The sequence below is a fragment of the Pseudomonas sp. NPDC090592 genome (assembly GCF_044769185.1).
In the GTDB taxonomy this organism is placed as follows: domain Bacteria; phylum Pseudomonadota; class Gammaproteobacteria; order Pseudomonadales; family Pseudomonadaceae; genus Aquipseudomonas.
This window is the reverse complement of the sequence record NZ_JBIVXJ010000011.1, coordinates 90,768-115,210: the sequence shown is the minus strand read 5'-3', so window position 1 is coordinate 115,210 and position 24,443 is coordinate 90,768. Positions and strand designations below refer to the sequence as shown.

Annotated in this window: 21 protein-coding genes; 11 read left to right on the top strand and 10 right to left on the bottom strand. The window is 62.4% G+C overall.

Annotated features, from left to right (window positions below; genetic code table 11):
- Positions 1-94 precede the first annotated feature (94 nt).
- The gene (locus ACIQUI_RS12360; protein ID WP_403198651.1) at positions 95-652 is read left to right on the top strand and encodes a nitroreductase family protein; all 558 of its coding nucleotides are present in this window, start codon (positions 95-97) and stop codon (positions 650-652) included.
- A gap of 147 nt (positions 653-799) precedes the next feature.
- Here the strand turns inward: ACIQUI_RS12360 and ACIQUI_RS12355 are convergent, their stop codons facing one another.
- The 5 genes from ACIQUI_RS12355 to ACIQUI_RS12335 all read right to left on the bottom strand — a co-directional run bounded on the left by ACIQUI_RS12355 (position 800) and on the right by ACIQUI_RS12335 (position 4,621).
- Positions 800-2,140: an ATP-binding protein gene (locus tag ACIQUI_RS12355; protein ID WP_403198649.1), complete on the bottom strand. Its 1,341-nt coding sequence runs from the start codon at positions 2,138-2,140 to the stop codon at positions 800-802.
- Between the two features lie 58 nt (positions 2,141-2,198).
- A complete protein-coding gene (locus tag ACIQUI_RS12350; RefSeq protein ID WP_403198646.1) occupies positions 2,199-2,615 on the bottom strand; it encodes a Spy/CpxP family protein refolding chaperone in 417 nt (138 codons plus the stop codon).
- Positions 2,616-2,843: 228 nt separating this feature from the next.
- A complete protein-coding gene (locus ACIQUI_RS12345; RefSeq protein WP_403198643.1) occupies positions 2,844-3,521 on the bottom strand; it encodes a response regulator transcription factor in 678 nt (225 codons plus the stop codon).
- A gap of 205 nt (positions 3,522-3,726) precedes the next feature.
- Entirely contained in the window at positions 3,727-4,026 is a 300-nt protein-coding gene (locus ACIQUI_RS12340; RefSeq protein ID WP_012273585.1) for a YciI family protein, read from the bottom strand.
- 1 nt (position 4,027) lies between these two features.
- Positions 4,028-4,621: a septation protein A gene (locus tag ACIQUI_RS12335; RefSeq protein WP_391125384.1), complete on the bottom strand. Its 594-nt coding sequence runs from the start codon at positions 4,619-4,621 to the stop codon at positions 4,028-4,030.
- Positions 4,622-4,688: 67 nt separating this feature from the next.
- Between ACIQUI_RS12335 and ACIQUI_RS12330 the strand changes: the two genes are divergently transcribed.
- The 6 genes from ACIQUI_RS12330 (at position 4,689) to ACIQUI_RS12305 (ending at position 11,281) form a co-directional block, all read left to right on the top strand.
- Positions 4,689-5,549, top strand: a complete 861-nt coding sequence (locus ACIQUI_RS12330; RefSeq protein WP_284354061.1) for a PHP domain-containing protein — start codon at positions 4,689-4,691, stop codon at positions 5,547-5,549.
- A gap of 13 nt (positions 5,550-5,562) precedes the next feature.
- Positions 5,563-6,192 carry an L-threonylcarbamoyladenylate synthase gene (locus ACIQUI_RS12325; protein ID WP_403198840.1) on the top strand — a complete coding sequence of 210 codons (630 nt, stop codon included), beginning with the start codon at positions 5,563-5,565 and terminating at the stop codon, positions 6,190-6,192.
- Positions 6,193-6,317: 125 nt separating this feature from the next.
- On the top strand, positions 6,318-7,043 hold the full coding sequence (locus ACIQUI_RS12320; protein WP_403198837.1) for a segregation and condensation protein A: 726 nt from the start codon (positions 6,318-6,320) through the stop codon (positions 7,041-7,043).
- A complete protein-coding gene (gene scpB, locus ACIQUI_RS12315) occupies positions 7,030-7,800 on the top strand; it encodes an SMC-Scp complex subunit ScpB (protein ID WP_403198641.1) in 771 nt (256 codons plus the stop codon). The genes ACIQUI_RS12320 and scpB overlap by 14 nt, the downstream gene beginning before the upstream one ends.
- A gap of 264 nt (positions 7,801-8,064) precedes the next feature.
- Positions 8,065-9,132 (top strand): 23S rRNA pseudouridine(2605) synthase RluB, encoded by a 1,068-nt coding sequence (gene rluB / locus ACIQUI_RS12310; protein WP_391125390.1) that lies wholly within the window; start codon positions 8,065-8,067, stop codon positions 9,130-9,132.
- A 730-nt stretch (positions 9,133-9,862) separates the two neighbouring features.
- Positions 9,863-11,281, top strand: a complete 1,419-nt coding sequence (locus tag ACIQUI_RS12305; RefSeq protein WP_403198637.1) for an amino acid permease — start codon at positions 9,863-9,865, stop codon at positions 11,279-11,281.
- 175 nt (positions 11,282-11,456) lie between these two features.
- Here the strand turns inward: ACIQUI_RS12305 and ACIQUI_RS12300 are convergent, their stop codons facing one another.
- Complete coding sequence (locus ACIQUI_RS12300; RefSeq protein WP_403198634.1) at positions 11,457-12,341, bottom strand: LysR substrate-binding domain-containing protein; 885 nt, start codon at positions 12,339-12,341, stop codon at positions 11,457-11,459.
- Positions 12,342-12,493: 152 nt separating this feature from the next.
- Here ACIQUI_RS12300 and ACIQUI_RS12295 point away from each other — a divergent pair, with 152 nt between their 5' ends.
- Positions 12,494-15,514 (top strand): FAD-binding and (Fe-S)-binding domain-containing protein, encoded by a 3,021-nt coding sequence (locus ACIQUI_RS12295; protein ID WP_403198631.1) that lies wholly within the window; start codon positions 12,494-12,496, stop codon positions 15,512-15,514.
- A 137-nt stretch (positions 15,515-15,651) separates the two neighbouring features.
- Here ACIQUI_RS12295 and ACIQUI_RS12290 read toward each other — a convergent pair whose 3' ends face one another.
- The 3 genes from ACIQUI_RS12290 to phhA form a co-directional block, all read right to left on the bottom strand.
- A complete protein-coding gene (locus tag ACIQUI_RS12290; RefSeq protein ID WP_403198628.1) occupies positions 15,652-16,851 on the bottom strand; it encodes an MFS transporter in 1,200 nt (399 codons plus the stop codon).
- A 511-nt stretch (positions 16,852-17,362) separates the two neighbouring features.
- Entirely contained in the window at positions 17,363-17,719 is a 357-nt protein-coding gene (locus ACIQUI_RS12285; protein ID WP_003254532.1) for a 4a-hydroxytetrahydrobiopterin dehydratase, read from the bottom strand.
- A gap of 38 nt (positions 17,720-17,757) precedes the next feature.
- Entirely contained in the window at positions 17,758-18,546 is a 789-nt protein-coding gene (gene phhA, locus ACIQUI_RS12280) for a phenylalanine 4-monooxygenase (RefSeq protein WP_400742857.1), read from the bottom strand.
- 255 nt (positions 18,547-18,801) lie between these two features.
- On the opposite strand from phhA, the gene ACIQUI_RS12275 reads away from it, so the two are divergent.
- Positions 18,802-20,370, top strand: a complete 1,569-nt coding sequence (locus ACIQUI_RS12275) for a sigma-54-dependent transcriptional regulator (protein WP_403198626.1) — start codon at positions 18,802-18,804, stop codon at positions 20,368-20,370.
- A gap of 141 nt (positions 20,371-20,511) precedes the next feature.
- Here ACIQUI_RS12275 and ACIQUI_RS12270 read toward each other — a convergent pair whose 3' ends face one another.
- On the bottom strand, positions 20,512-20,766 hold the full coding sequence (locus ACIQUI_RS12270; protein ID WP_003254526.1) for a DUF2790 domain-containing protein: 255 nt from the start codon (positions 20,764-20,766) through the stop codon (positions 20,512-20,514).
- A 398-nt stretch (positions 20,767-21,164) separates the two neighbouring features.
- Here ACIQUI_RS12270 and acs point away from each other — a divergent pair, with 398 nt between their 5' ends.
- Both acs and ACIQUI_RS12260 read left to right on the top strand, forming a co-directional pair.
- Positions 21,165-23,126, top strand: coding sequence for an acetate--CoA ligase (gene acs, locus ACIQUI_RS12265; RefSeq protein ID WP_403198623.1), 1,962 nt, complete (start codon positions 21,165-21,167; stop codon positions 23,124-23,126).
- 513 nt (positions 23,127-23,639) lie between these two features.
- Positions 23,640-24,425, top strand: a complete 786-nt coding sequence (locus ACIQUI_RS12260; RefSeq protein ID WP_403198621.1) for an ABC transporter substrate-binding protein — start codon at positions 23,640-23,642, stop codon at positions 24,423-24,425.
- The last annotated feature ends 18 nt before the right edge of the window (positions 24,426-24,443 follow it).

The window sequence follows — 24,443 nt, the reverse complement described above, 5'->3', positions numbered from 1 at the left end:
GCCTGCGTGCGCTGGCTTGCTTCTGCTTGAAGCTTGCAGCTTATGGCTTGCAGCTTGAGAATGGCCGCACATTCACCTGCCAGGAGGGTAGCCGATGGAGGCTCTCGACGCATTGCTCAACCGTGTTTCCGTGCCACGCCTGACCGCCCCGGCACCCAATGCCGCCCAGCGCGAGGCGCTGTTCCAGGCCGCATTGCGCGCTCCGGACCATGGCCAGCTGCGGCCATGGCGCTTCCTCACCATCGAGGGCCAGGGCCTTGAGAAGCTGGGCGAGCTGTTTGCCGAAGCCGTGGACAAGAAGGGCGATGCCAGCCAGGCAGCGCTGGACAAGGCGCGTGCCATGCCGTTGCGGGCGCCGTTGCTGATCGTTGTTATCGCCAGGCTGCAAGACCACTTCAAGGTGCCCAAGTCCGAGCAGCGCCTGGCGGCGGGCTGTGCGGCGCATGGCATCCTGATTGCCGCGCATGCGCAAGGTATCGGTGCGGTGTGGCGTACCGGGGACATGGCGTTTGATGCCCATGTGCACAAGGGGCTGGGGTTGGCCGAGAACGAGGAGTTGATCGGCTACCTGTATGTCGGCACGCCGCTGAACGAGCCGCGTACGGCGCCGATTCTGGAAACTGCCGACTTCGTGAGTGGCTGGGGCGAGTAACGCTGCCTTGGGCTGATTGCTGTATCAAGGCCTCTGGCCCTTTCGCGGGCACGCCCGCTCCCACAGGTACTGTGCACATTTCAGGCATTGCACGGTACCTGTGGGAGCGGGCGTGCCCGCGAAAGGGCCAGTGGCTTTGACATCACTTCAACTGCCAGCAGCCTCAGCCACAGGCAACTCCAGCCTGGCCACAAACCCACCCTGTGGATGATTGTCCAGAATCAGGCTCCCACCATGGCGCTCCGCCGCCTTGCGTGCAATCGCCAGCCCCAGCCCATGCCCCGGCGCTTCCTGCCCCGGCGCGCGGAAGAACGGCTCGCCCAACTGTGCCAGATGCTCCGGCGCCGCCCCCGGCCCATGGTCGCGCACGCTGATCACGATCCGTGCCTGCTCACGTACGGCGCTGACCTCGACCGGCTGCCCGACCGGATTGAAGCGCAAGGCGTTGCGCAGCAGGTTGTCCACGGCACGCTCGATCAGCGTTGGCCAACCCTGCAAGGTCAACCCAGGCTGCGCTTCAAGGCGCACATCCTGCTCAGGCGCGCTGAGCAAGGCGTCCTTGCGCACGCTGCCGAGCAGGGCGTTGAGGTCGACGGGTTCGGCATGGGCCTGTTCCGCATCCACCCGGGCCAGGGCGAGGATTTCGCTGATCAGGTCTTCCAGGCGGTCACACTCGCGGGTCAGGCGCGGCCACAGGGTTTCCCGCTGCTCGGGCCCGGCCCGCTCGGCCAGGGCCAGTGCGATACGCAGCCTGGCCAGCGGCGAGCGCAGCTCATGGGACACATCGCGCAGCAATTGGCGCTGGCTGCCGATGGTGCTTTGCAGGCGTGCGCCCATCTTGTTGAAGTCCTTGGCCAGCACGCCAAATTCGTCGCGCCGCGCGGCCAGCCGGGCCAGGCTGTTCTGCTGGTAGGTGCTCTGGCCCAGGTCATGCACCGCGCTACGCAGGCGGCTTAGCGGGCGGGTAATGGACAGGGTCACCAGCAGGCTGAACAAGGTCAGCACCACCAGCGCAATGCCCAATGCACTGAGCGGCCACATCAGGCTTTCGCGGTGCCAGGCATCCAGTGCCGGGTGCGGTATGCGGTAGATCAACAGGTAGGTATCGCCCGTGTCAGGGCTGGTGTATTCCTCGGTCAGCCTGCGCCACGGCAGGCGCCGCTGGTCATTGTGCTGGCGTGCCTCGAAGGCTGCCGCACGGCGCGGGAAGGTGCCCGGCACCACGGCCTCGCCACTGTCGTCGAGCACTTGCACGTCGATCTTGTAGCGGTCCTTGCGCCGCTCCAGGAAATGCTGGGCCGAATCCAGGCCTTCCTGCTCATAATGTTTGGCCCACTTGCTGGCCAGGGTATTCAGGCCCGGGTGGCGGCTGAGGATCCAGGCGTCCTGGTTGAGCATGTGGCCCAACAGGATCGACAGGCCTGCGACCAAGGTAATGGCCAGCCAGAAGCTGGCCAGGATGCGCCAGAACAGTGAACGCAAGTGCACCTCCTAAACGGGAAAAGCCCGGCCCGCAGTGATGCGGGCCGGGCATTGGGCGGACAGCTTACTGGGCCTTGTTGCCTTTTTCAGCTTTCCAGGCCTGGAACTCCTGCCACTCGGCTTTCTTGGCAGCGCGTTCTTTTTGCAGTTCGTCGAACTTCTTCTGCTGCTCAGGCTTGAGTAGGTTGCGCACTGCGGTGTCGGTTTTGGTACGGCTGGCTTGCAGTTCGTCCTTCATGGCCTTCTGGTCGGCGGCCGGCAGCTTGGACAGGTAGCGCTCGGTGATGTCGCGGCGCTGCTGCATCTGCTCGCCCATCAGCTTGCCGATCTGCTGGCGCTGGTCGCGGCTCAGGTCCAGCTGGTGGAAAGGCGCATCACCGCGATGATGCGGGCCGTCGTGACGCGGGCCGCCGTCAGGCATGGCCATGGCCACGGTCGGCAGGGCGGCGGCGAACATCAGGGCGATAAGGGTCTTGCGCATGGTGTCTCTCCTTTCATAGGCCGGTGGTTACCGGATGAGCACAGTCTAGGGAGATCACCGTCAAGCGCAGTCAGGGGATGGTAAAGGCTCGGTAAAGATGAACCAGGGCCGCTGCGCGCCCCATCGCCGGCAAGCCAGCTCCCACAGAGTTATCAAAGGGCCTGAGGCTTGCACAGTCCTGTGGGAGCTGGCTTGCCGGCGATGGGCTGCGAAGCGGCCCCGGCGATGTCACAGGCAGTAGTAATAGCCCCGGCTGCGCAGCGCCACGATGCGTGGCCGGCCATCGGCATGCGGGCCGATCTTCTTGCGCAGGTTGCTGACATGCATGTCCAGGCTGCGGTCGTACAGGGTCAGTTTGCGGCCCAGGCCGATCTGCGCCAGTTCCTGCTTGTCCAGCGGCTCGCCAGGTTGGCGCAGCAGCGCTTCGAGAATGCGGCTTTCGGACAGGGTCAGAGTCATTTCACGGCCATCGATGCTGGCCACGCCACGGGCAGGGCTGTACACCAGGTCGCCCAGTTCCACCTGGCTGGTGGTGGCGGTAGGGTGGCTGCGGCGCAGTACGGCGCGCAGGCGGGCGGTGAGTTCACGCGGGTCGCAGGGTTTGGCCAGGTAGTCGTCAGCGCCCAGTTCCAGGCCGAGGATGCGGTCCAGCGGTTCGCCACGGGCAGAGAGCATCAGCACCGGCAGTTCGGCATGCTCGCTGCGCAATTGCTTGAGCAGTTCCAGGCCACTGCCATCGGGCAGCATCACGTCCAGTACCACCGCTGACGGGGCGTGCTCGGCCAGGGCCTGGCGTGCGCTCTGGCCATCGTGGCAGGCACGTACGGTGAACCCTTCCTGTGTCAGCCAGCTGCCGAGCAGCTCGCACAGCTCCTGGTCATCATCAATCAGTAACAGCTCGCTCATGACTCACTCAATTCAACCAATGACAGCGGCTATTCAGCCCGCCAGTGGCAAAGATACCGCAGACTGATGGCAACCGTATAACTGCCAGCACCGCGTCAGCTTCTTCGCGGGCTTGCCCGCTCCCACAGGGACCGCACAGAGTCCCAGGCTTGTGCTGTACCTGTGGGAGCGGGCAAGCCCGCGAAGCAGACGACGCGGTTCTGGATCAAGGCAGTACTTGCTTGAACGGCTTGACCACGACCTTGTCGTAAACGCCCGCAGCAATGTACGGGTCGGCATCGGCCCAGGCTTGCGCCGCAGCCAGCGATTCGAACTCGGCAACGATCAGGCTACCGCTGAAACCCGCCTCGCCCGGGTCGTTGCTGTCGATGGCCGGGTGTGGGCCGGCCAGTACCACGCGGCCTTCGGCCTTCAACTGTTGCAGGCGTTCGATGTGCGCTGGGCGGGCAGCCAGGCGTTTTTCCAGGGAGTTTGCGACGTCGCTGGCGATGATGGCGTAGAGCATGTCAATCCTTGGGTTTGGAGGTAGAAGGGTCGTCGTGCAGGTGGCGCGACAGGTACACGCCTTGCGCCACCAGGAAGATCACGGTCATGCCCAGGCTGCCGAACACCTTGAAGTCCACCCAGAAGTCCTGGAAGGTGAAGGCGACGAACAGGTTGGCCGCACCGCAGAACAGGAAGAAGGCGATCCAGGCGACGTTCAGGCGTGCCCAGATGGCATCGGGCAGGCTCAGGGCATGGCCCATGATGCGCTTGATCAGCACCCGGTCACCAATGAAGTGGCTGCCGGCAAAGCCCAACGCGAACAGCCAGTTCACCACCGGTGCCTTCCACTTCAGGAAGGTTTCGCTATGGAACGTCAGCGTCAGGCCGCCGAACACCAGGCAGGCTACCAGGGTCAGCCACTGGCCCTTTTCCAGCTTGCGCTGGCGCAGGAACAACGCGCCGTACACCACCAGCGAGCTGATGATCAGCATGGCCGTGGCGCTGTAGATGCCGCCGAATTCAAAGCTGTGGCCGGCGACTTCCAGGGGGCGCGGGTCCAGCTTGTAGACGATGAAGAACAGTAGCAGCGGGATGAAATCGATGAATTGTTTCACAATGGCAGCCAGAATCGGGATGTGACGGCATAATAACAAACATCGATTCCAGCGAAAGCGCTCCTCCATGAATGTTGATCTGCACTGTCACAGCACGGCCTCCGACGGCGCCCTGTCGCCTTCGGTACTGGTTGCCCGGGCCCATGAGCACGGGGTGCAAACGCTGGCACTGACCGACCATGACACCATCGAAGGCCTGCCTGAAGCACGCCAGGCCTGCATTGAGCGGGGCATGCGCTGGGTTAGCGGGGTGGAAATGTCATGCACCTGGGGTGGCGCGACCATCCACGTGCTGGGCTATGACTTCCCCCTCGACGCACCACCTTTGCTGGCGGCCATCGAGGCGCTGCACCGGGGGCGCTGGCTGCGCGCCGAAGAAATCGACAAACGGCTGGCGGCCAAGGGCATGCCCGGCACGCTCGAAGGTGCCCGTGCCGTGCAGCACGAACTGGGCGACAGCGGCAATGCCCCGGCGCGCCCGCATTTTGCCGAGTACCTGGTGCGCGCCGGGCACGTCAAGGACCGTGGCGAGGCGTTTCGCAAGTGGCTGGGCGCCGGCAAGCTGGGCGACGTCAAGCAGCACTGGCCGACCCTCGACGAAACTGTCGCCACCCTGCGCCAGTCCAAAGCGTGGGTGAGCCTGGCGCATCCCATGCACTACGACCTGACCCGCAGCAAGCGCAGACGGCTGATTGCCGACTATATTCAGGCAGGCGGGCAGGCACTTGAAGTGGTCAACGGGATGATGCCGGCCGAGCAGGTGGGCACGATGTCCATCCTTACCCGTGAGTTCGGCCTGCTGGCAAGCGCTGGCAGTGACTTCCACGGCCCCGGCACCTGGGGCGAGATCGGTGCCTACCGGCCTTTGCCCGAGGACCTGCCACCTCTGTGGCGTCGATTCAGCCATGAACAGCCTTTGGCGCTATGAACAGGACGACTACGTGAGCCAATTTTTCCAGATTCATCCGGAGAACCCACAGGCGCGCCTGATAAAGCAGGCCGTGGAGATCATCCGCAAAGGTGGGGTGGTGGTGTATCCGACGGATTCGGCCTACGCGCTGGGTTGCCAGATGGGTGACAAGACGGCCATCGAACGGGTGCGGCGCCTGCGTGGGCTGGACAAGACGCACAACTTCACCCTGATGTGCTGTGACATGTCGCAACTGGGGCTGTACGCCAAGGTCGACACCGGCACCTTCCGCCTGCTCAAGGCGCATGTGCCGGGGCCCTATACGTTCATTCTCAACGGCACGCGTGAAGTGCCGCGCCTGCTGCTGCACGACAAGCGCCGCACCATCGGGCTGCGTGTGCCAGACCATGCCATTACCCGGGCTTTGCTGGCCGAGCTGGACGAACCGCTGATGAGCGTGAGCCTGATTCTGCCGGGCGACAGCGAGCCGATGACTGACCCCTACGAGATCCGTGAGCGCCTGGAGCATCACGTCGACCTGGTGATCGATGGCGGTTTTGGCGACCTCAAGGCGTCGACCATCATCGACCTGTCGGGCGACGAGCCGGAACTGATCCGCGCAGGCTGCGGCGACCCCACGCCGTTCATGGTCAACGCGTGAGCCAGGTAGAAACACCCGAGGCGCCGGCTGAACCAGTGGACTTGCCCAGGCAGCTGCAACTGGCCCTGGTCTATGGCGAAGCCGTGACCGAGCTGCCGCTGGACCTCTACATCCCGCCAGACGCCCTGGAGGTCATCCTCGAAGCCTTCGAGGGCCCGCTGGACCTGTTGCTGTACCTGATTCGCAAGCAGAACATCGACATCCTCGACATCCCCGTGGCAGAAATTACCCGCCAGTACATGGGCTACGTGGAGCTGATGAAAAGCGTGCGCCTGGAGCTGGCCGCCGAATACCTGGTGATGGCCGCCATGCTCGCCGAGATCAAGTCGCGCATGCTGCTGCCACGTTCGGCCGATGTCGAGGAGGAGGAGGGCGACCCGCGGGCCGAACTGATCCGCCGCCTGCAGGAGTACGAGCGCTTCAAGGCGGCTGCCGAGGGTATCGACGAACTGCCGCGGGTGGGCCGCGACGTCGTGGTGCCACGCCTGGAAGCGCCGCAGGCCAAGGTGCGCAAGTTGTTGCCGCAGGTAAGCCTGGAAGAGCTGTTGATGTCCATGGCCGAGGTGATGCGCCGCAACGACCTGTTCGAAAGCCACCAGATCAGCCGTGAAACGTTGTCTACGCGCGAGCGCATGAGCCAGGTGCTGGAGCGCCTCAAGGGCGGCGCTTTTGTGCCGTTCGTCGAGCTGTTTGCCGCCGAAGAGGGCAAGCTGGGGGTGGTGGTGACCTTCATGGCGATTCTCGAGCTGGTGAAGGAATCGCTGATCGAACTGGTGCAGAATGAACCTTTCGCCGCCATTCATGTGCGGCTTCGCCCAGCGCTTGTTGAAGAACCTGATGAACCTGAATGACCCCCGCGACCTGGCGTCGCTGATCGAAGCTTTTTTGCTGGCTTCGGGCAAACCGCAATCCCTGGAGCGCCTGTACGAGCTGCTCGAAGAGGCCGAGCGCCCCGAGCCCGGCGTGTTCAAGAAGGCCCTTGAGGTACTGGGCAAGTCGTGCAGCGGCCGTGCTTTCGAACTCAAGGAAGTGGCAAGCGGCTACCGTCTGCAGATCCGCGAAGACTATGCGCCCTGGGTCGGGCGCCTGTGGGAAGAGCGCCCGCAACGTTATTCGCGCGCATTGCTCGAAACCTTGGCCCTGATCGCCTATCGCCAGCCCATTACCCGTGGCGAGATCGAGGATGTGCGGGGTGTGGCGGTGAACAGCAACATCATCAAGACCATGATGGAGCGTGAGTGGATCCGCGTGGTGGGCTACCGCGAGGTGCCCGGGCGGCCGGCGATGTTTGCTACCACCAAGGCGTTTCTCGACCACTTCAACCTCAAGAGCCTGGATGAGTTGCCTGCCTTGGCCGAGCTGCGCGAAATGGAGCCGGAGCCGCTGCTCGATCCGGATGACGCGCCGGTACCGGCGCACTTGCAGGCATTGGCCGATGCCAGCATTGGGGAGGAGGAGGAACTTGCGGAGCCGAAGGAGGAAACCAGCTTCCGTAGCCTGTTGGTGGAGCTGGATGCCATGGAAGAGGGCCTGAAGACTGATTTTGATGATTTGCGTGAAGAAGAGCCTGAGGCTCCTGAGGAAGAAGAGGGCAAGTTGCAGCCCTGACTTTGCGGGTGCCTGTGCCGGCCTCTTCGCGGGCACGCCCGCTCCCACAGGTCCCGAGGTTGGCGCGGTAGCTGTGGGAGCGGGCGTGCCCGCGAAAGGGCCGGTACAGCCAACCCATCACCATTAGGCAGAAACCCCCGGCAATGCCCACAAAACCCTCTAATCTCCAGTGCGTTCCCCCGCCGAACCGCGTATGATGCGCGGCCTTTTGGCGCTTGTGTCGCCAGAAACCCCTTTTTCATTCCTACACCGGGAGGTGCCCAGATGAGTGAGCAAGACCTGCAAGATACCGAAATCACCCCTCCATCCGGCGAAAAGCTGCAGAAAGTGCTGGCACGCATTGGCGTGGGCTCGCGCCGTGACGTCGAGGCCTGGATCAGCCAGGGCCGCATCAAGGTCAACGGCGTCGAGGCCACCCTCGGCCAACGTGTCGACCTGCATGATGCAATCGCCGTAGACGGCAAGCTGATCAAGCGCGAAGAGGCCGCCGAGGCCACTCGCCGGGTGATCATGTACAACAAGCCCGATGGTGAAATCTGCACCCGTGACGATCCGGAAGGCCGCCCGACCGTGTTCGACCGCCTGCCACGGCCAAAAGAAGGTCGCTGGATCAACATTGGTCGCCTCGACATCAACACCACTGGCCTGCTGCTGTTCACCACAGACGGTGAGCTGGCCAACCGCCTGATGCACCCGTCCTACGAGATGGACCGTGAGTATGCGGTACGTGTGCGTGGTGAAGTCGACGACGAGATGATCGAGCGCCTGAAAGCCGGCGTGATGCTGGAAGACGGCCCGGCCAAGTTCACCGACATCCAGAAGGCGCCAGGTGGCGAAGGCTTCAACCACTGGTACCACTGTGTGGTGATGGAAGGCCGTAACCGTGAAGTACGTCGCCTGTGGGAATCGCAGGGCATGGTGGTCAGCCGCCTGAAGCGCGTGCGTTTTGGTCCGGTGTTCCTCAACTCCGACCTGCCTATGGGCCGCTGGCGTGAAATGAGCCAGGGCGAAATCGACATCCTGGCCGCTGAAGTGGGGCTGCAGCCGGTAGCGCTGCCTGCCATGAAGCTCAAGGCCAAGGACAAGATGGAGCGCCTGCAGCGCAAGTCGACCCGCCCATTGGGCCGTGGCGAGCGCGTCCGCAACCTGCGCCCGGCGCACGAAGGTGCCGCTGGCGGTGAACGCCCTGCGCGTCAGCCACGTGAAGAGGCCCCGCGCAAGAACACCCGTGGCAGCACGGTGGCCGAGCGCCCGAGCGAGATGCGCAAGCGCCCGGGCAAGCCCGATGGTGACAAGCCGGCAGGTCGCGGCCGCGGCAAGCCGCGTGGCTGATTGGCCTGGGCGGTAACGAGAAACCAGTCTTCGGACTGGTTTTTTTATGCCTGTAAGAATTTGGGGCTGCTGCGCAGCCCATCGCGACACAAGGCCGCTCCCACAAACGACGGTGCATGGCGCCCCTTGTGGGAGCGGCCTTGCGTCGCGATGGGCCGCAAAGCGGCCCCAAGGTATTGAACAAAAAGAATTTTTCGGACGACTGGCAAGTTCTTGAACCGGCCTGTAAAGAAAATTATACAAAGTCGGGCTATTTCAGCCCTGATTCCAGATTTGACCGAATCGTGTAAACAAACCTTGCCGTCGCCGATGTGCAAAACCAGCCGCCCCTGCGTCACCCACCCTTGCCCAAACCCCCGTCTACACGGTGTTATAGCCGCCATTGCCGTGCGCAAGAGCCCGTCCACAGAGCCTGGCTGACAAAACAACAAATGGAGGCGCCATGTACGCCGATCACTTCGCCTTTCAAGGCCCTGCACCACAGGACCGCTGCGCTTTTTCCTCGGAAACGGTGCGGCGCGTTGACGCCTGCGCGCTGAGGTATACAATGCGCCGCGTTTTACCTGTGACCCCTTATGCGTACAGCGCACTCTTGATCACGCCCGGTTGACCCGCCCCGGCGGCACCTGAGGTCAGGAACCCAAGGTAACCACCTTGCCCATTCCGCTGCGCCACGAGCGCGGTGGGTCCGATTCCGTCACAGATAAAAACAATGCAGGTGACTTCGTTCATGAGTGGACAAAACATGCATTCAGGCGAGCTCAAGCGGGGCCTGAAGAACCGCCACATCCAGTTGATCGCCCTCGGCGGTGCGATTGGTACCGGCCTGTTCCTCGGCTCGGCAGGCGTGATGAAATCCGCTGGCCCGTCGATGATCCTTGGCTACGCCATCTGCGGCTTCATCGCCTTCATGATCATGCGCCAGCTTGGCGAAATGATTGTCGAAGAGCCGGTGGCCGGCTCGTTCAGCCACTTTGCCCACACCTACTGGGGCGGTTTCGCCGGCTTCCTGTCGGGCTGGAACTGCTGGGTGCTGTACATCCTGGTGGGCATGTCGGAGCTTTCTGCAGTTGGCAAGTATGTCCACTACTGGTGGCCGGAGATCCCTACCTGGGTCACGGCGGCAGCGTTCTTCGTGCTGATCAACGCCATCAACCTGATGAACGTGAAGTTCTTCGGTGAGGCCGAATTCTGGTTTGCCATCATCAAGGTCGTCGCCATCGTCAGCATGATCGGCCTGGGTGCCTACCTGCTCACCAGCGGCAGCGGCGGCCCGGACGCCACCATCGCCAACCTGTGGTCGCATGGCGGCTTCTTCCCTAACGGTGTCAGCGGGCTGGTGATGGCCCTGGCGTTCATCATGTTCTCCTTCGGCGGCCTGGAAATGCTTGGCTTCACCGCTGCCGAGGCCGACAAGCCGAAGAGCGTGATCCCCAAGGCGATCAACCAGGTCATCTGGCGCATCCTGATCTTCTACGTGGGTGCCTTGGTGGTATTGCTGTCGTTGACGCCATGGGACAACCTGGTCGCCAGCATCGATGCCTCGGGTGGCAGCTATGGCAGCAGCCCGTTCGTGCAGGTGTTCTCGCTGCTGGGCAGTGACGTTGCTGCCCACCTGCTGAACTTCGTGGTCCTGACTGCCGCGCTGTCGGTGTACAACAGTGGCACCTACTGCAACGCCCGCATGTTGCTGGGCATGGCCGAGCAGGGCGATGCCCCGGCGTCGCTGGCCAAGGTCGACAAACGTGGCGTACCAGTGCGTTCGATCCTGGTCTCGGCTGCCTTTACCTTTGTTGCCGTGCTGCTCAACTACCTGATGCCGCAGAACGCCCTTGAGCTGCTGATGTCGCTGGTAGTGGCGACCCTGGTGATCAACTGGGCGATGATCAGCTACTCGCACCTGAAGTTCCGCCAGCACCTGGACCGCACCGGCCAGAAGCCGCTGTTCAAGGCGCTGTGGTACCCCTACGGTAACTATGTGGTGCTTGCCTTCGTGGTGCTGATCCTTGGCATCATGCTGATGATCCCGGACATTCAGGTTTCGGTTTATGTAATGCCAGTGTGGCTGTTCGGCATGTTTGTGGTCTACATGGTCAAGCCGCGTCGCCGGGTGAATGCCGGTGGGGCTGCGGGGCACGTAGCCAAGTAAGTTACTTGAAGCAGCATGAAGAAACCCGAAGACAGGTGACTGGCTTCGGGTTTTTTGTTGGTGCGCCGGCCTCTTCGCGGGCGCGCCCGCTCCCACAGGTTTAACGCTGCCTCAGGCCCAGTGATTTCTCTGTGGGAGCGGGCGTGCCCGCGAAGAGGCCGGCACAGGCAAAAATTCAGATCTGCTCCAGCAACCACCCCCTGAATGCCCGCAACGAAGGCAAGGCCTCATTCCTGGGCGGGTAGATCAGGTAATAACTGCGCTGGCTGGCAAACGCCACCCCGGGGCTGTACAGCTCACCCTTGGCCAACTCCTCCTCCACCAGAATGCGTGGCACCAGCCCGATACCAATCCCGGCCCGCACCGCCTGAATCAGGTGCGAAGTCAGCTCAAAGCTCGGCCCCAGGCGCATGGACCGGTGCGGCAGGCCATGGTGCGAGAACCACTCGCCCCAGGCGTGCGGGTTATTGGCCACATTCAACAGCACCTCTTCACTGATCCTTGCCGGGTTCCAGCCTTGGCTATCCGCACCGGCTTCCGTTGGCAGGATCACCACCAGTTCTTCGGCATGCAGGCGATGGCAGATCAGCCCCGGCAGGTCGTGGCTGGCCACGCCGATGGCGGCGTCGATCTCACTGGTGTCGAAGTTGATGGCTTCAATGCGTGAATGAATGTGCACCAACATGCCCGGGTGGGCGCTATAGAACGCATGCAGGCGCGGCAACAACCATTTGGAGCCAAACGTGGGCAGGGTGGCCAGGCGCAAGGTGCCCACCCCTGACTGGTAGGCCAGGGCCTGCAGGGTGGCGCTGCGGATACGCCCCAGTGCCTCGCTGAGTTCGCGCTGGTACAGGCGGCCGACATCGGTCAGCTGTACCTGGCGGCCCTCACGGCGGAACAGGGTCAGGCCCAGTTGCTGTTCCAGCGCCTGTACCTGGCGGCTGACCGCGCTCTGGGTCAGCGACAGTTCGGCAGCGGCGCGGGTGTAGCTTTCATGCCGGGCGGCGGCCTCGAAGGCCAGCAGCAGCGACATGGACGGTGTCAGGTGGCGGTAATTCATTCATAAAAGTCATTGATAGCGGCAGGATTATCCGTTTGCCCCTGAAGCAAAACTACAGGAACATTGGCCTATACGTCATCCCCGCATGGCAACACCCATGCGGGAGCGACAGGAATCCCGTGAACTAGCCAATATCAAGAGGCCATCCTTCGATGATCGCCCAGCTGTCGACCCTTGCGCCGAGCGCCAACTACCCTGAATTCCTCGAAGCCCTGCGCAACAGCGGCTTCCGTGGCCAGATCAGTGCCGACTACGGCACCCGCACGGTGCTGGCCACCGACAACTCGATCTATCAGCGCTTGCCACAGGCGGCGGTGTTCCCGCTGGACGCCGACGATGTGGCGCGGGTTGCCACGCTGATGGGCGAGGCGCGCTTCCAGGAGGTCAAGCTGACCCCGCGCGGTGGCGGCACCGGCACCAACGGCCAGTCGCTCACCGACGGTATCGTCGTCGACCTGTCGCGGCACATGAACAAGATTCTCGAAATCAATGTCGAGGAGCGTTGGGTGCGGGTGCAGGCTGGTACGGTGAAGGACCAGCTCAATGCCGCGCTCAAGCCGCACGGTCTGTTCTTTGCCCCTGAGTTGTCCACCTCCAACCGCGCCACCGTCGGCGGCATGATCAACACCGACGCCAGCGGCCAGGGCAGCTGCACCTATGGCAAAACCCGCGACCACGTGCTGGAACTGCACAGCGTGCTGCTGGGTGGCGAGCGCCTGCACAGCCTGCCGATCGACGATGCCGCGCTGGAGCAGGCCTGCGCCGCCCCCGGCCGGGTCGGCGAGGTGTACCGCATGGCGCGTGACATTCAGGAAAACCAGGCCGAACTGATCGAAACCACATTCCCCAAGCTCAACCGCTGCCTGACCGGCTACGACCTGGCGCACCTGCGTGACGAGCAGGGCCGCTTCAACCTCAACAGCGTGTTGTGCGGTGCCGAAGGCTCGCTGGGTTATGTGGTCGAAGCCAAGCTCAACGTGCTGCCGATTCCCAAGTACGCGGTGCTGGTCAACGTGCGCTACACCAGCTTCATGGATGCCCTGCGTGACGCCAACGCGCTGATGGCGCACAAGCCGCTGTCGATCGAGACAGTGGACTCCAAGGTGCTGATGCTGGCCATGAAGGACATCGTCTGGCACAGCGTGGCCGAGTATTTCCCGGCTGACCCCGAGCGCCCGACCCTGGGCATCAACCTGGTGGAGTTCTGCGGCGACGAGCCGGCCGAGGTCAATGCCCGGGTGCAGGCCTTTGTCGAACATTTGCAATCGGACGCCAGCGTCGAGCGCCTGGGGCATACCCTGGCTGAAGGCGCCGAGGCGGTTACCCGCGTCTATGTCATGCGCAAGCGCTCGGTGGGCCTGCTGGGCAACGTCGAGGGTGAAGTGCGCCCGCAGCCGTTCGTGGAAGACACGGCTGTACCGCCGGAGCAACTGGCCGACTACATTGCCGACTTCCGTGCCTTGCTCGATGGCTACGGCCTGGCTTATGGCATGTTCGGCCATGTCGACGCCGGCGTGCTGCACGTGCGCCCGGCGCTGGACATGAAAGACCCGGCGCAGGCGGCGCTGGTAAAGCCGATTTCCGATGCCGTGGCGGCGTTGACCAAAAGCTACGGTGGCCTGTTGTGGGGCGAGCACGGCAAAGGCCTGCGCTCGGAGTATGTGCCCGAGTACTTCGGCGAACTGTACCCGGCTCTGCAGCGCCTGAAGGGCGCGTTCGACCCGCACAACCAGCTCAACCCAGGCAAGATCTGCACCCCGCCAGACAGCCGCGAAGGCCTTACCCCGGTGGATGGTGTGACCCTGCGCGGTGACCTCGACCGCACCATCGACGAGCGTGTGTGGCAAGACTTCCCCAGCGCCGTGCACTGCAACGGCAACGGTGCCTGCTACAACTACGACCCCAACGACGCCATGTGCCCGTCGTGGAAGGCCACCCGTGAACGCCAGCACTCGCCCAAGGGCCGTGCTTCGCTGATGCGTGAATGGCTGCGCCTGCAGGGCGAGGCGAACATCGACGTGCTGGCTGCGGCACGCAACAAGGTTTCGTGGCTCAAGGGCCTGCCGGCGCGCCTGCGCAACAACCGTGCACGCGCCCAGGGCCAGGAAGACTTCTCCCACGAGGTGTACGACGCCATGGCGGGTTGCCTGGCGTGCAAGTCGTGCGCCGGGCAGTGCCCGATCAAGGTCAATGTGCCGGACTTCCGCTCGCGCTTCCTTGAGTTGTACCACGGTCGCTACCAGCGCCCGCTGCGTGATTATCTGATCGGCTCGCTGGAGTTCACCATCCCGTACATGGCCCATGCGCCGGGGCTGTACAACGCGGTAATGGGTTCGAAGTGGGTCAGCAAGCTGCTGGCAGGCAAGATCGGCATGGTCGACAGCCCGCTGATCAGTCGCTTCAACTTCCAGGCCACCCTGACCCGTTGCCGTGTCGGCGTGGCCAGCGTGGCAGCCCTGCGCGAACTGACCCCAGCCCAGCGCGAGCGCAGCATCGTGCTGGTGCAGGACGCCTTCACCCGCTATTTCGAAACGCCGCTGCTGTCGGCCTTCATCGACCTGGCCCACCGCCTGGGCCACCGGGTGTACCTGGCGCCGTACAGTGCCAACGGCAAGCCGCTGCACGTGCAGGGCTTCCTGGGGGCGTTCGCCAAGGCGGCGATCCGCAACGCCACTCAGCTCAAGGCCTTGGCCGACTGTGGCGTGCCGCTGGTGGGGCTGGACCCGGCGATGACCCTGGTGTACCGCCAGGAATACCAGAAGGTTCCGGGGCTGGACGGTTGCCCGAAGGTGCTGTTGCCGCAGGAATGGTTGATGGATGTGCTGCCTGAGCAGGCGCCGACCGCACCGGGCAATTTCCGCCTGATGGCGCACTGCACCGAGAAGACCAACGTGCCGGCCAGCACCAAGCAGTGGGAGCAGGTGTTTGCCCGCCTGGGGCTGAAACTGGTGACCGAGGCGACCGGTTGCTGTGGCATGTCCGGTACCTATGGGCACGAGGCGCGTAACCAGGACACCTCGCGGACCATCTTCGAGCAGAGCTGGGCGACCAAGCTGGACAAGGAAGGGGAGCCGCTGGCGACCGGTTATTCATGCCGTAGCCAGGTCAAGCGCATGACCGAGCGCAAGATGCGCCACCCGCTTGAAGTGGTGTTGCAGTACGCCCAGCGTTGACCCTGAGGGCCTCGGGGGCTGCTTTGCAGCCCATCGCAGGCAAGCCAGCTCCTACAGGGGTCGTGTCAGCCATGGCTAACGCGGTTCCTGTGGGAGTGGGCTTGCCCGCGAAAGGGCCGGCGCAGGCAGCGCAACACTCAGCCTTCTGTTACGCGATCTCGATGTCGACGAGTCTGTCTGTACAGATACAGGCTCAACACCAACCCACAACCCGCCGCCCCCGCCGCAAACAGAAACATCGAAGCAAACCCGAACCCCGCCGCCACCGCGCCCACCAGCGGCCCGGTCACCCCCAGCGACAAATCGATGAACAGCGAATACGCCCCCACCGCCCCCCCGCGGTTGGCCGCTGACACCTGGTTCACCGCTTCCACACCCAGCGCCGGGAACACCAGCGAAAAACCAAACCCGCTCAGTGCTGCCCCTGCCAACGCCAACTCGGCACTGGGCGCCAGCCACAGCATCAACAACCCCAGTGTTTCCACTGACAGGCAGGCGATCGCCACCCGGAACCCGCCAATGCGGTTGATCAGGTTGCCAAACAGTAGTCGCGCACTGATGAAGCTGGCGCCAAACAGGCTCAGGGTCAGCGCTGCATTGGTCCAGCCGCGGCTTGCGTAATACAGGGTGATGAACGTGGCGATGGTGCCAAAGCCGATCGAACCCAGCGCCAGCCCCGAGCCATGCGGGAACACCTTGCCCAGCACCCGCAGGAACGGCAGGCGTACACCACTGACGATGGGCGCTGCCTGCTTCGGCCAGGCCAGCAGCAGGCCAAGGATGCACAGCAGGATGATGCTCACGCCCATGCTCCATAGCCCAAGGCTCTTGACCATCAACACGCCCAGCGGAGCGCCGATGGCCAGCGCGCCGTAACTGGCGATGCCGTTCCAGGAGATGACCTTGGCGGTGTTTTCTGCACCCACCCGGCCAATCCCCCAGCCAATCGACCCCGACCCCACCAGGCTTTCGGCGCTGCCCAGCACCAGGCGGCCAACCAGCAGGCAGGCCAGGCTCAGCCAGGGCAGGTGGGTGAGGAAGGCGCACGCCAGCATGAACACCCCGCTAAGCCCGCAGCCGGCCAGGCCATACATGACGGCCTTCTTGCTACCGTGGTTGTCGATGATGCGGCTGGCGGTGGGGCGGCTGAGCAGGGTGGCCAGGTATTGCACGCTGATCACAAGGCCTGCAACCACGGCGCTGAAGCCCAGGTCGTTGTGCACATAGCCAGGCAGCACAGCCAGCGGAATGCCGATGTTCAGGTAGCCGATGAAGGTGAAGAGGACGATGGAGACGACTTGCAGGGTGACCGCAAGGGGGCGCGGTGAGTCGGGCATGGGGGCCTACGTGGGTTCTGGGCAGTGTGAAAACGTGATGACGGGGGTAACCCGCAGGTCAGCCGTTTTCACACTGTCGGAGGTTGCGCGGTTTATTCCTGGTCAGCGCTGGATTGATCGTCACCATCCTGCTCGACGGCAGCTGCCGGTTCGGCGTGAACGGTCACGGATGGCTCTTCTGGGTTCAAGCTTGGGAAGGGAAGATTCGGGATTTCGTGCATCTCGTCGTTCCTCGCAAGTGTGAGTGAAAAGTCTGCGCCAGGCGCGGTTGAAGCTTCGCAAAGCTCGGGCAGGATACACAAGTCTGGATGACAGTTTGGATTTTTTACCGGTCGCTTGTCGGGTTTGCGGGCGAACAGCGGACATTTTTCCCATAATAAATGGGGCCGCTTCGCAGCCCTTCGCGGGCTTGCCCGCTCCCACAGGGATCGCGAAAGCTCAGGATCGCGCGGTCTCTGTGGGAGCGGGCAAGCCCGCGAAGGGCCGCAGAGCGGCCCCAATTACCAAGCGGTTATTTGCGGCCTTCAGCCGTCTCAGCAACTTTGTCAGTACGCGCGCACATGATGAAGTCGTTACGGTGCAGGCCTTTGATCGAGTGGCTCCACCAGGTCACGGTGACCTTGCCCCATTCGGTCAGCAGCCCCGGGTGGTGGCCCTCGGCCTCGGCGATTTCGCCTACGGCGTTGGTGAACGCCAGGGCGTGCTTGAAGTTCTTGAACAGGAACACGCGCTCCAGCTCCATGTGGCCGTCACGTACTTCGATGTTCCAGTCCGGGATTTCGCGAATCAGCTCGGCCAGCTCTTCGTCGGTGACTTTTGGCGCGTCGGCGCGGCAGGCTTCGCAATGGGCTTGGTTCAAGGCGTTCATGAGTGTTTTCCGGTGCGAGTTGTTATCGGCAAGGTCGCTCAGGCGGCGACCTTGGGTGGAAATTTCGGTGCGTGCAGGCCCAGCTGCATGGCTTTGTGGACCATGCCCATGATGTCTTCGTGGGCCAGGTCGAACAGGCGCTTCATGTTCGGCAGCACGAAATACACCGGCTGCAGGATGTCGATGCGATACGGCGTCCGCATGGCTTCTATCGGGTCGAAAGCCTGATGCTCGGGCTCGCCAGACAGACTGTAGACGGTCTCTTTCGGCGACGAGAGGATGCCGCCGCCATAGATCTTGCGACCCTGCGCGGTTTCCATCAGGCCAAACTCGATGGTCATCCAGTACAAGCGCGCCAGGTACACGCGTTGTTCCTTGGTCGCCGCCAGGCCAAGCTTGCCGTAGGTGTGGGTGAATTCAGCGAACCACGGGTTGGTCAGCAGCGGGCAGTGGCCGAAGATTTCGTGGAAGATATCGGGCTCTTGCAGGTAGTCCAGCTCTTCCGGGGTACGGATGAAGGTGGCGACCGGGAAGCGCTTGCTGGCCAGCAGTTCGAAGAAGGTCTGGAAGGGGATCAGAGCCGGTACCCGGGCAACCTGCCAGCCGGTGGTGGCGCCCAGCACCTTGTTGACTTCACCCAGTTGCGGAATACGGTCATGCGGCAGTTTGAGCTGGTCGATGCCGTCGAGGTATTCCTGGCAGGCACGGCCCTCGATCACTTTCAGCTGGCGGGTGATCAGGGTGTTCCATACCGCATGCTCTTGCTGCGGGTAGTCGATAAAACCATGCGCATCGGGCTCGCGTGCCACGTATTGCGTCTGTTTCATGTGGCTCTCCTGGTGAGGGCTTTCTTGTTATGTGCAGGACATGCCTAAGTAATATCCTTGCCCAGATCGGTTTGCACGATGCAGCGCCCGCCTTGGTATGGGTCTTCGCCCTTGTTTTCGTAACGATAATTTTACAAAGCCGCCCAGGTGTCGGAAAATCCGGGGTATCTGGCTGATGCTTTCCCTGATTTTGTCAGCTTATCTTTACGAATTTTCTGCGCGGTGTTGAAAAACATTGGCGCTTCGAGAGCCCACATGCGTATCAAAGTGCATTGCCAGAACCGTATTGGCATCCTGCGCGACATCCTCAACCTGCTGGTGGAGTACGGCATCAACGTGCTGCGCGGCGAGGTGGGCGGTGACCATGGCAACGCCATCTACCTGCATTGCCCGAACCTGATCAACCTACAGTTCCAGGCGTTACGGCCGAAGTTCGAAGCAATTGCCGGGGTGTTTGGGGTCAAGCGCGTAGGGCTGATGCCCAGCGAGCGCCGGCACATGGAGCTGAACGCACTGCTGGGGGCGCTGGACTTTCCGGTGCTGTCGATCGATATGGGTGGCAGCATCGTCGCCGCCAACCGCACCGCGGCGCAGCTGCTAGGGGTGCGGGTGGACGAGGTGCCGGGCATGCCGCTGGCGCGCTACGTGGAAGACTTTGACCTGCCGGAGCTGGTGCGGGCCAACAAGTCGCGTATCAACGGCATGCGGATCAAGGTCAAGGGCGACGTGTTCCTGGCTGATATTGCGCCGTTGCAGTCCGAGCACGATGACAGCGAGGCGCTGGCGGGCGCCGTGCTCACCCTGCACCGTGCCGACCGCATTGGCGAGCGCATCTACAACGTGCGCAAGCAGGAGCTGCGCGGCTTTGACAGCATCTTCCAGAGCTCGCGGGTAATGGCCGCCGTGGTGCGTGAGGCGCGGCGCATGGCACCGCTGGATGCGCCGCTGCTGATCGAGGGTGAGACCGGCACCGGCAAGGAGCTGCTGGCGCGCGCCTGCCATCTGGCCAGCCCGCGTGGGCAATCGCCACTGATGGCGCTCAATTGCGCCGGGCTGCCCGAGTCGATGGCCGAGACCGAGCTGTTCGGTTACGGCCCCGGGGCATTCGAAGGTGCGCGGGCCGAGGGCAAGCTGGGGCTGCTGGAGCTGACCGCTGGCGGCACGTTGTTCCTTGATGGGGTAGGGGAGATGAGCCCGCGGCTGCAGGTGAAGTTGCTGCGCTTCCTGCAGGACGGTTGCTTCCGTCGGGTAGGTAGCGATGAAGAGGTGTACCTGGATGTGCGGGTGATCTGCGCGACCCAGGTGGACTTGTCCGAGCTCTGTGCCCGCGGCGAGTTCAGGCAAGACCTTTATCACCGCCTCAACGTGTTGTCGCTGCACATTCCGCCTTTGCGCGAATGCATGGATGGGCTGGAAGGGTTGGTACAGCACTTTCTCGACCAGGCCAGCCGGCAGATTGGCTGCGCCATGCCACGCCTGGCGCCGGCGGCAATGGATAAACTTGGGCAATACCATTGGCCGGGCAATGTAAGGCAGCTGGAAAACGTCTTGTTCCAGGCGGTTTCGTTATGTGACGGCGGGGTGGTTAAAAGCGAACATATTCGTTTGCCGGACTATGGCGTACGGCAGCCGCTGGGGGAGTTTTCGCTGGAGGGGGATCTTTCGCAGATTGTCGGGCGCTTTGAAAAAGCGGTGCTGGAAAGTTTGATGGGGGAGTTTCCGAGTAGCCGGGCTTTAGGCAAAAGATTGGGTGTTTCGCATACGACGATTGCCAACAAGTTAAGGGACTATTCCTTAGGCAAGTCGGCAGATCAAAGCGGGTAATTAATAGCCTGTTAATCTTGTGCAATATTCTTCGCGGGCTTGCCCGCTCCCACAGGTATTGCACGGTACTTGAAAGCTGTGCAGTACCTGTGGGAGCGGGCAAGCCCGCGAAGGGCCCCGCAGGGGCCCCAATCTCAAGGGTTAGCCGTTAGAGCAGCCGTTCCCCATCACGCGGTATTCGAGAATGTGCTTCTGGCCCTGGGAGTCCTCGTAGGTCATGCGGGCTGGCACGACTTCGCACACATTGGGCACTTCGCTCATGGATATGACGCGGGCAATGTCCAGGTGCTGCGAGTAACTGTACTGTTCAACCGGAATCTGCTCGGCATCTTTGGCTTCGCCGGCCATCGCCGCGCCGCAAAGACTGCCAAGTACCAATACCAGTAAAGCTTTCATTTTCTATTTACCTGTCTAAGGTCGTGAGGGGGCACGCGGCGCTTATGGCGCCGCGAGTACAGCTAGTTTTAACTATCGGGATTAGAGGGAGATTAACGCTTGCCTTCGTGGGGGCTGTTACCAGTTGTTAATCGCCTTGCCGTTGCTGGCGAGGTGAATTCTAGGGTTGTGGCCAAGGCTGAAACAGTGGGTGTTTTGATAAAGTGTTTTGACAGAATCTGTAACAATCCTCTGGTAAAGCCCCCCGGTTTTTCGTGGCCCGGGCTGTAATCCTCATGCCAGAGCGCTTTGCCGGCACGGGCGTACCAAATTACTACCAACGTCGAATGGCTTTTGTCGCTCTGGTACAGTTACAAACGGTTCCATACAAAAACAACTATTACTCCGAGGTAACACAGATGAGTGCGGCTCCACTGTATCCCGTTCGTCCCGAGGTTGCGGCCACTACCCTGACCGACGAGGCCACCTACAAGGCCATGTACCAGCAATCGGTGATCAACCCGGACGGCTTCTGGCGCGAGCAGGCCCAGCGTATCGACTGGATCAGGCCGTTCACCAAGGTCAAGCAGACCTCCTTCGACGACCACCACGTCGATATCAAATGGTTCGCCGACGGCACTCTGAACGTTTCCTCCAACTGCCTGGATCGCCACCTCGAAGAGCGCGGTGACCAGTTGGCAATCATCTGGGAAGGCGACGACCCTTCCGAACACCGCAACATCACCTACCGCGAGCTGCACGAGCAGGTCTGCAAGTTCGCCAACGCCCTGCGTGGCCAGGACGTGCACCGTGGTGATGTGGTTACCATCTACATGCCGATGATCCCCGAAGCCGTGGTCGCCATGCTGGCCTGTGCCCGTATCGGGGCCATCCACTCGGTGGTGTTCGGTGGTTTCTCGCCCGAGGCGCTGGCGGGTCGCATCATCGACTGCAAGTCCAAGGTGGTGATCACCGCCGACGAAGGCGTGCGCGGTGGCCGTCGTACTCCGCTCAAGGCCAACGTTGACCTGGCGCTGACCAATCCTGAAACCAGCAGCGTGCAGAAGATCATCGTGTGCAAGCGCACCGGTGGCGACATTGCCTGGCACCAGCACCGTGACATCTGGTACGAAGACTTGATGAAAGTGGCCTCCAGCCACTGCGCACCGAAGGAAATGGGCGCTGAAGAAGCGCTGTTCATCCTTTACACCTCCGGCTCCACGGGTAAGCCGAAGGGCGTGTTGCACACTACGGGCGGTTACCTGGTGTATGCCGCGCTGACCCACGAGCGCGTGTTCGACTATCGCCCAGGCGAGGTCTATTGGTGCACTGCCGATGTCGGCTGGGTTACCGGCCACAGCTACATCGTCTATGGCCCGCTGGCCAACGGCGCCACCACGCTGCTGTTCGAAGGCGTGCCGAACTACCCGGACATCACCCGCGTGTCGAAAATCGTCGACAAGCACAAGGTCAACATCCTCTACACCGCGCCAACGGCCATTCGCGCCATGATGGCCGAAGGGCAGGCCGCCGTTGCAGGCGCTGACGGCTCCAGCTTGCGCCTGCTGGGTTCGGTAGGCGAGCCGATCAACCCAGAAGCCTGGAACTGGTACTACAAGACCGTGGGCAAGGAGCGTTGCCCGATCGTCGACACCTGGTGGCAGACCGAGACTGGCGGCATCCTGATCAGCCCGCTGCCAGGCGCCACCGGCCTCAAGCCGGGTTCGGCAACCCGCCCGTTCTTCGGTGTGGTGCCGGCGCTGGTGGACAACCTGGGTAACCTGATCGACGGTGCCGCCGAAGGCAACCTGGTCATCCTCGACTCCTGGCCGGGCCAGTCGCGTTCGCTGTACGGCGACCACGACCGCTTCGTCGACACCTACTTCAAGACCTTCCGTGGCATGTACTTCACCGGCGACGGCGCACGCCGCGACGAGGATGGCTACTACTGGATCACAGGGCGCGTGGATGACGTGCTCAACGTGTCCGGCCACCGCATGGGTACCGCCGAGATCGAAAGCGCCATGGTGGCCCATTCGAAAGTGGCCGAGGCTGCGGTGGTGGGTGTGCCGCACGACATCAAGGGCCAGGGCATCTATGTGTATGTCACCCTCAATGCCGGCGTCGAGGCCAGCGAGCAGTTGCGCCTGGAGCTGAAGAACTGGGTGCGCAAAGAGATCGGCCCGATCGCCTCGCCGGACGTGATTCAGTGGGCGCCAGGCTTGCCGAAAACCCGTTCGGGCAAGATCATGCGGCGTATTCTGCGCAAGATTGCCACCGCCGAGTACGATGCGCTGGGTGATATCTCCACCCTTGCCGATCCGGGCGTGGTGCAGCACCTGATCGACACCCACAAGGCCATGAACCTGGCTTCGGCCTGATCGCCGAGTCTCATGCGCTCCCACAGGGTGTGCGTAGGCCCGGCAACATGAACCCCGCCCGGGCAACCGGCGGGGTTTTTGCTTTACTGTTACCCGACATTCATCGGTAACTGTTCTGTCACCGGCCCTGCACAGGTTCGGGGCGCCAGGAAACAAATCTGGCTTGTTTTGGTGCATTCCTGAGGCCATTTTGTGTAACACGGCACGCTGCACTTGCCGTCGTACAAGGCTTTGCCAATAATAGGCCCAGGAATTGCTAGGTCTATAGGTTCTATTTCTTGCGCTTTTGCATAATTTGCACTGGCTGTCAACATCGCCCGCAGCGGTTTCAGGCGCTTCTGTAAGTAGTTGTCGCTTTGAAGAAATATCGACTACCGGGCTATCGCTAAAATGCCACTCACTCGCTCGTGGTCTGCGACCTTGGTCGAACCCTGCGCGGCTCGCGTTGTACCCATTCGCATATCGGGCAGTTGTTACCTGCCTTGTATTGCCCCGTACCGATGGAGTTACCTGATGAAGAAGCTCGCACTGCTTGGCGCCTTGGCGCTGTCCGTGTTTTCCCTGGTGTCGCAGGCCGATGAAAAACCACTGAAGATCGGCATTGAAGCCGCTTACCCTCCCTTCGCCTTCAAGCAGACCGATGGCAGCATCGCTGGTTTCGACTACGACATCGGCAACGCCCTGTGTGAAGAGATGAAAGCCAAGTGCACCTGGGTCGAGCAGGAATTCGACGGCCTGATCCCGGCGCTGAAAGTGCGCAAGATCGACGCCATCCTGTCGTCCATGTCCATCACCGAAGACCGCAAGAAGTCGGTCGACTTCACCAAGCGCTACTACCTCACCCCGGCGCGCCTGGTCATGAAGGACGGCACCGCTGTCAGCGACAGCCTGGATGAACTCAAAGGCAAGAAGATCGGCGTGCAGCGCGGCTCGATCCACGACCGCTTCGCCAAGGAAGTGCTGGCCCCGAAAGGCGCCACCGTGGTCCCTTACGGCACTCAGAACGAAATCTACCTCGACGTGGCTGCCGGCCGCCTCGACGGTACCGTGGCCGACGCCACCCTGCTGGAAGACGGCTTCCTGAAAACCGATACTGGCAAGGGCTTCGCCTTCGTCGGCCCGTCGTTCACCGACGTGAAGTATTTCGGTGATGGCGTCGGCATTGCCGTGCGCAAGGGCGACAAGGCCAACGCCGACCGCATCAACGCGGCGATCGATGCCATTCGCGCCAACGGCAAGTACAAAGAAATCGAGAAGAAGTACTTCAACTTCGACATCTACGGTCCAGACTCGAACTAAGACGTCGGGTTCACCTGT

Excerpts from the sequence above, each read along its gene's own strand:
- ACIQUI_RS12360 (WP_403198651.1), top strand. The coding sequence starts at position 95 with ATGGAGGCTCTCGACGCATTGCTCAACCGTGTTTCCGTGCCACGCCTG.
- ACIQUI_RS12300 (WP_403198634.1), bottom strand. The coding sequence starts at position 12,341 with ATGAATTACCGCCACCTGACACCGTCCATGTCGCTGCTGCTGGCCTTC.
- phhA (WP_400742857.1), bottom strand. The coding sequence starts at position 18,546 with ATGAAACAGACGCAATACGTGGCACGCGAGCCCGATGCGCATGGTTTT.
- ACIQUI_RS12260 (WP_403198621.1), top strand. The coding sequence starts at position 23,640 with ATGAAGAAGCTCGCACTGCTTGGCGCCTTGGCGCTGTCCGTGTTTTCC.
- ACIQUI_RS12345 (WP_403198643.1), bottom strand. The coding sequence starts at position 3,521 with ATGAGCGAGCTGTTACTGATTGATGATGACCAGGAGCTGTGCGAGCTG.
- ACIQUI_RS12275 (WP_403198626.1), top strand. The coding sequence starts at position 18,802 with ATGCGTATCAAAGTGCATTGCCAGAACCGTATTGGCATCCTGCGCGAC.
- rluB (WP_391125390.1), top strand. The coding sequence starts at position 8,065 with ATGAGTGAGCAAGACCTGCAAGATACCGAAATCACCCCTCCATCCGGC.
- scpB (WP_403198641.1), top strand. The coding sequence starts at position 7,030 with ATGAACCTGAATGACCCCCGCGACCTGGCGTCGCTGATCGAAGCTTTT.
- ACIQUI_RS12330 (WP_284354061.1), top strand. The coding sequence starts at position 4,689 with ATGAATGTTGATCTGCACTGTCACAGCACGGCCTCCGACGGCGCCCTG.
- acs (WP_403198623.1), top strand. The coding sequence starts at position 21,165 with ATGAGTGCGGCTCCACTGTATCCCGTTCGTCCCGAGGTTGCGGCCACT.
- ACIQUI_RS12285 (WP_003254532.1), bottom strand. The coding sequence starts at position 17,719 with ATGAACGCCTTGAACCAAGCCCATTGCGAAGCCTGCCGCGCCGACGCG.
- ACIQUI_RS12305 (WP_403198637.1), top strand. The coding sequence starts at position 9,863 with ATGAGTGGACAAAACATGCATTCAGGCGAGCTCAAGCGGGGCCTGAAG.
- ACIQUI_RS12350 (WP_403198646.1), bottom strand. The coding sequence starts at position 2,615 with ATGCGCAAGACCCTTATCGCCCTGATGTTCGCCGCCGCCCTGCCGACC.
- ACIQUI_RS12290 (WP_403198628.1), bottom strand. The coding sequence starts at position 16,851 with ATGCCCGACTCACCGCGCCCCCTTGCGGTCACCCTGCAAGTCGTCTCC.
- ACIQUI_RS12295 (WP_403198631.1), top strand. The coding sequence starts at position 12,494 with ATGATCGCCCAGCTGTCGACCCTTGCGCCGAGCGCCAACTACCCTGAA.
- ACIQUI_RS12340 (WP_012273585.1), bottom strand. The coding sequence starts at position 4,026 with ATGCTCTACGCCATCATCGCCAGCGACGTCGCAAACTCCCTGGAAAAA.
- ACIQUI_RS12270 (WP_003254526.1), bottom strand. The coding sequence starts at position 20,766 with ATGAAAGCTTTACTGGTATTGGTACTTGGCAGTCTTTGCGGCGCGGCG.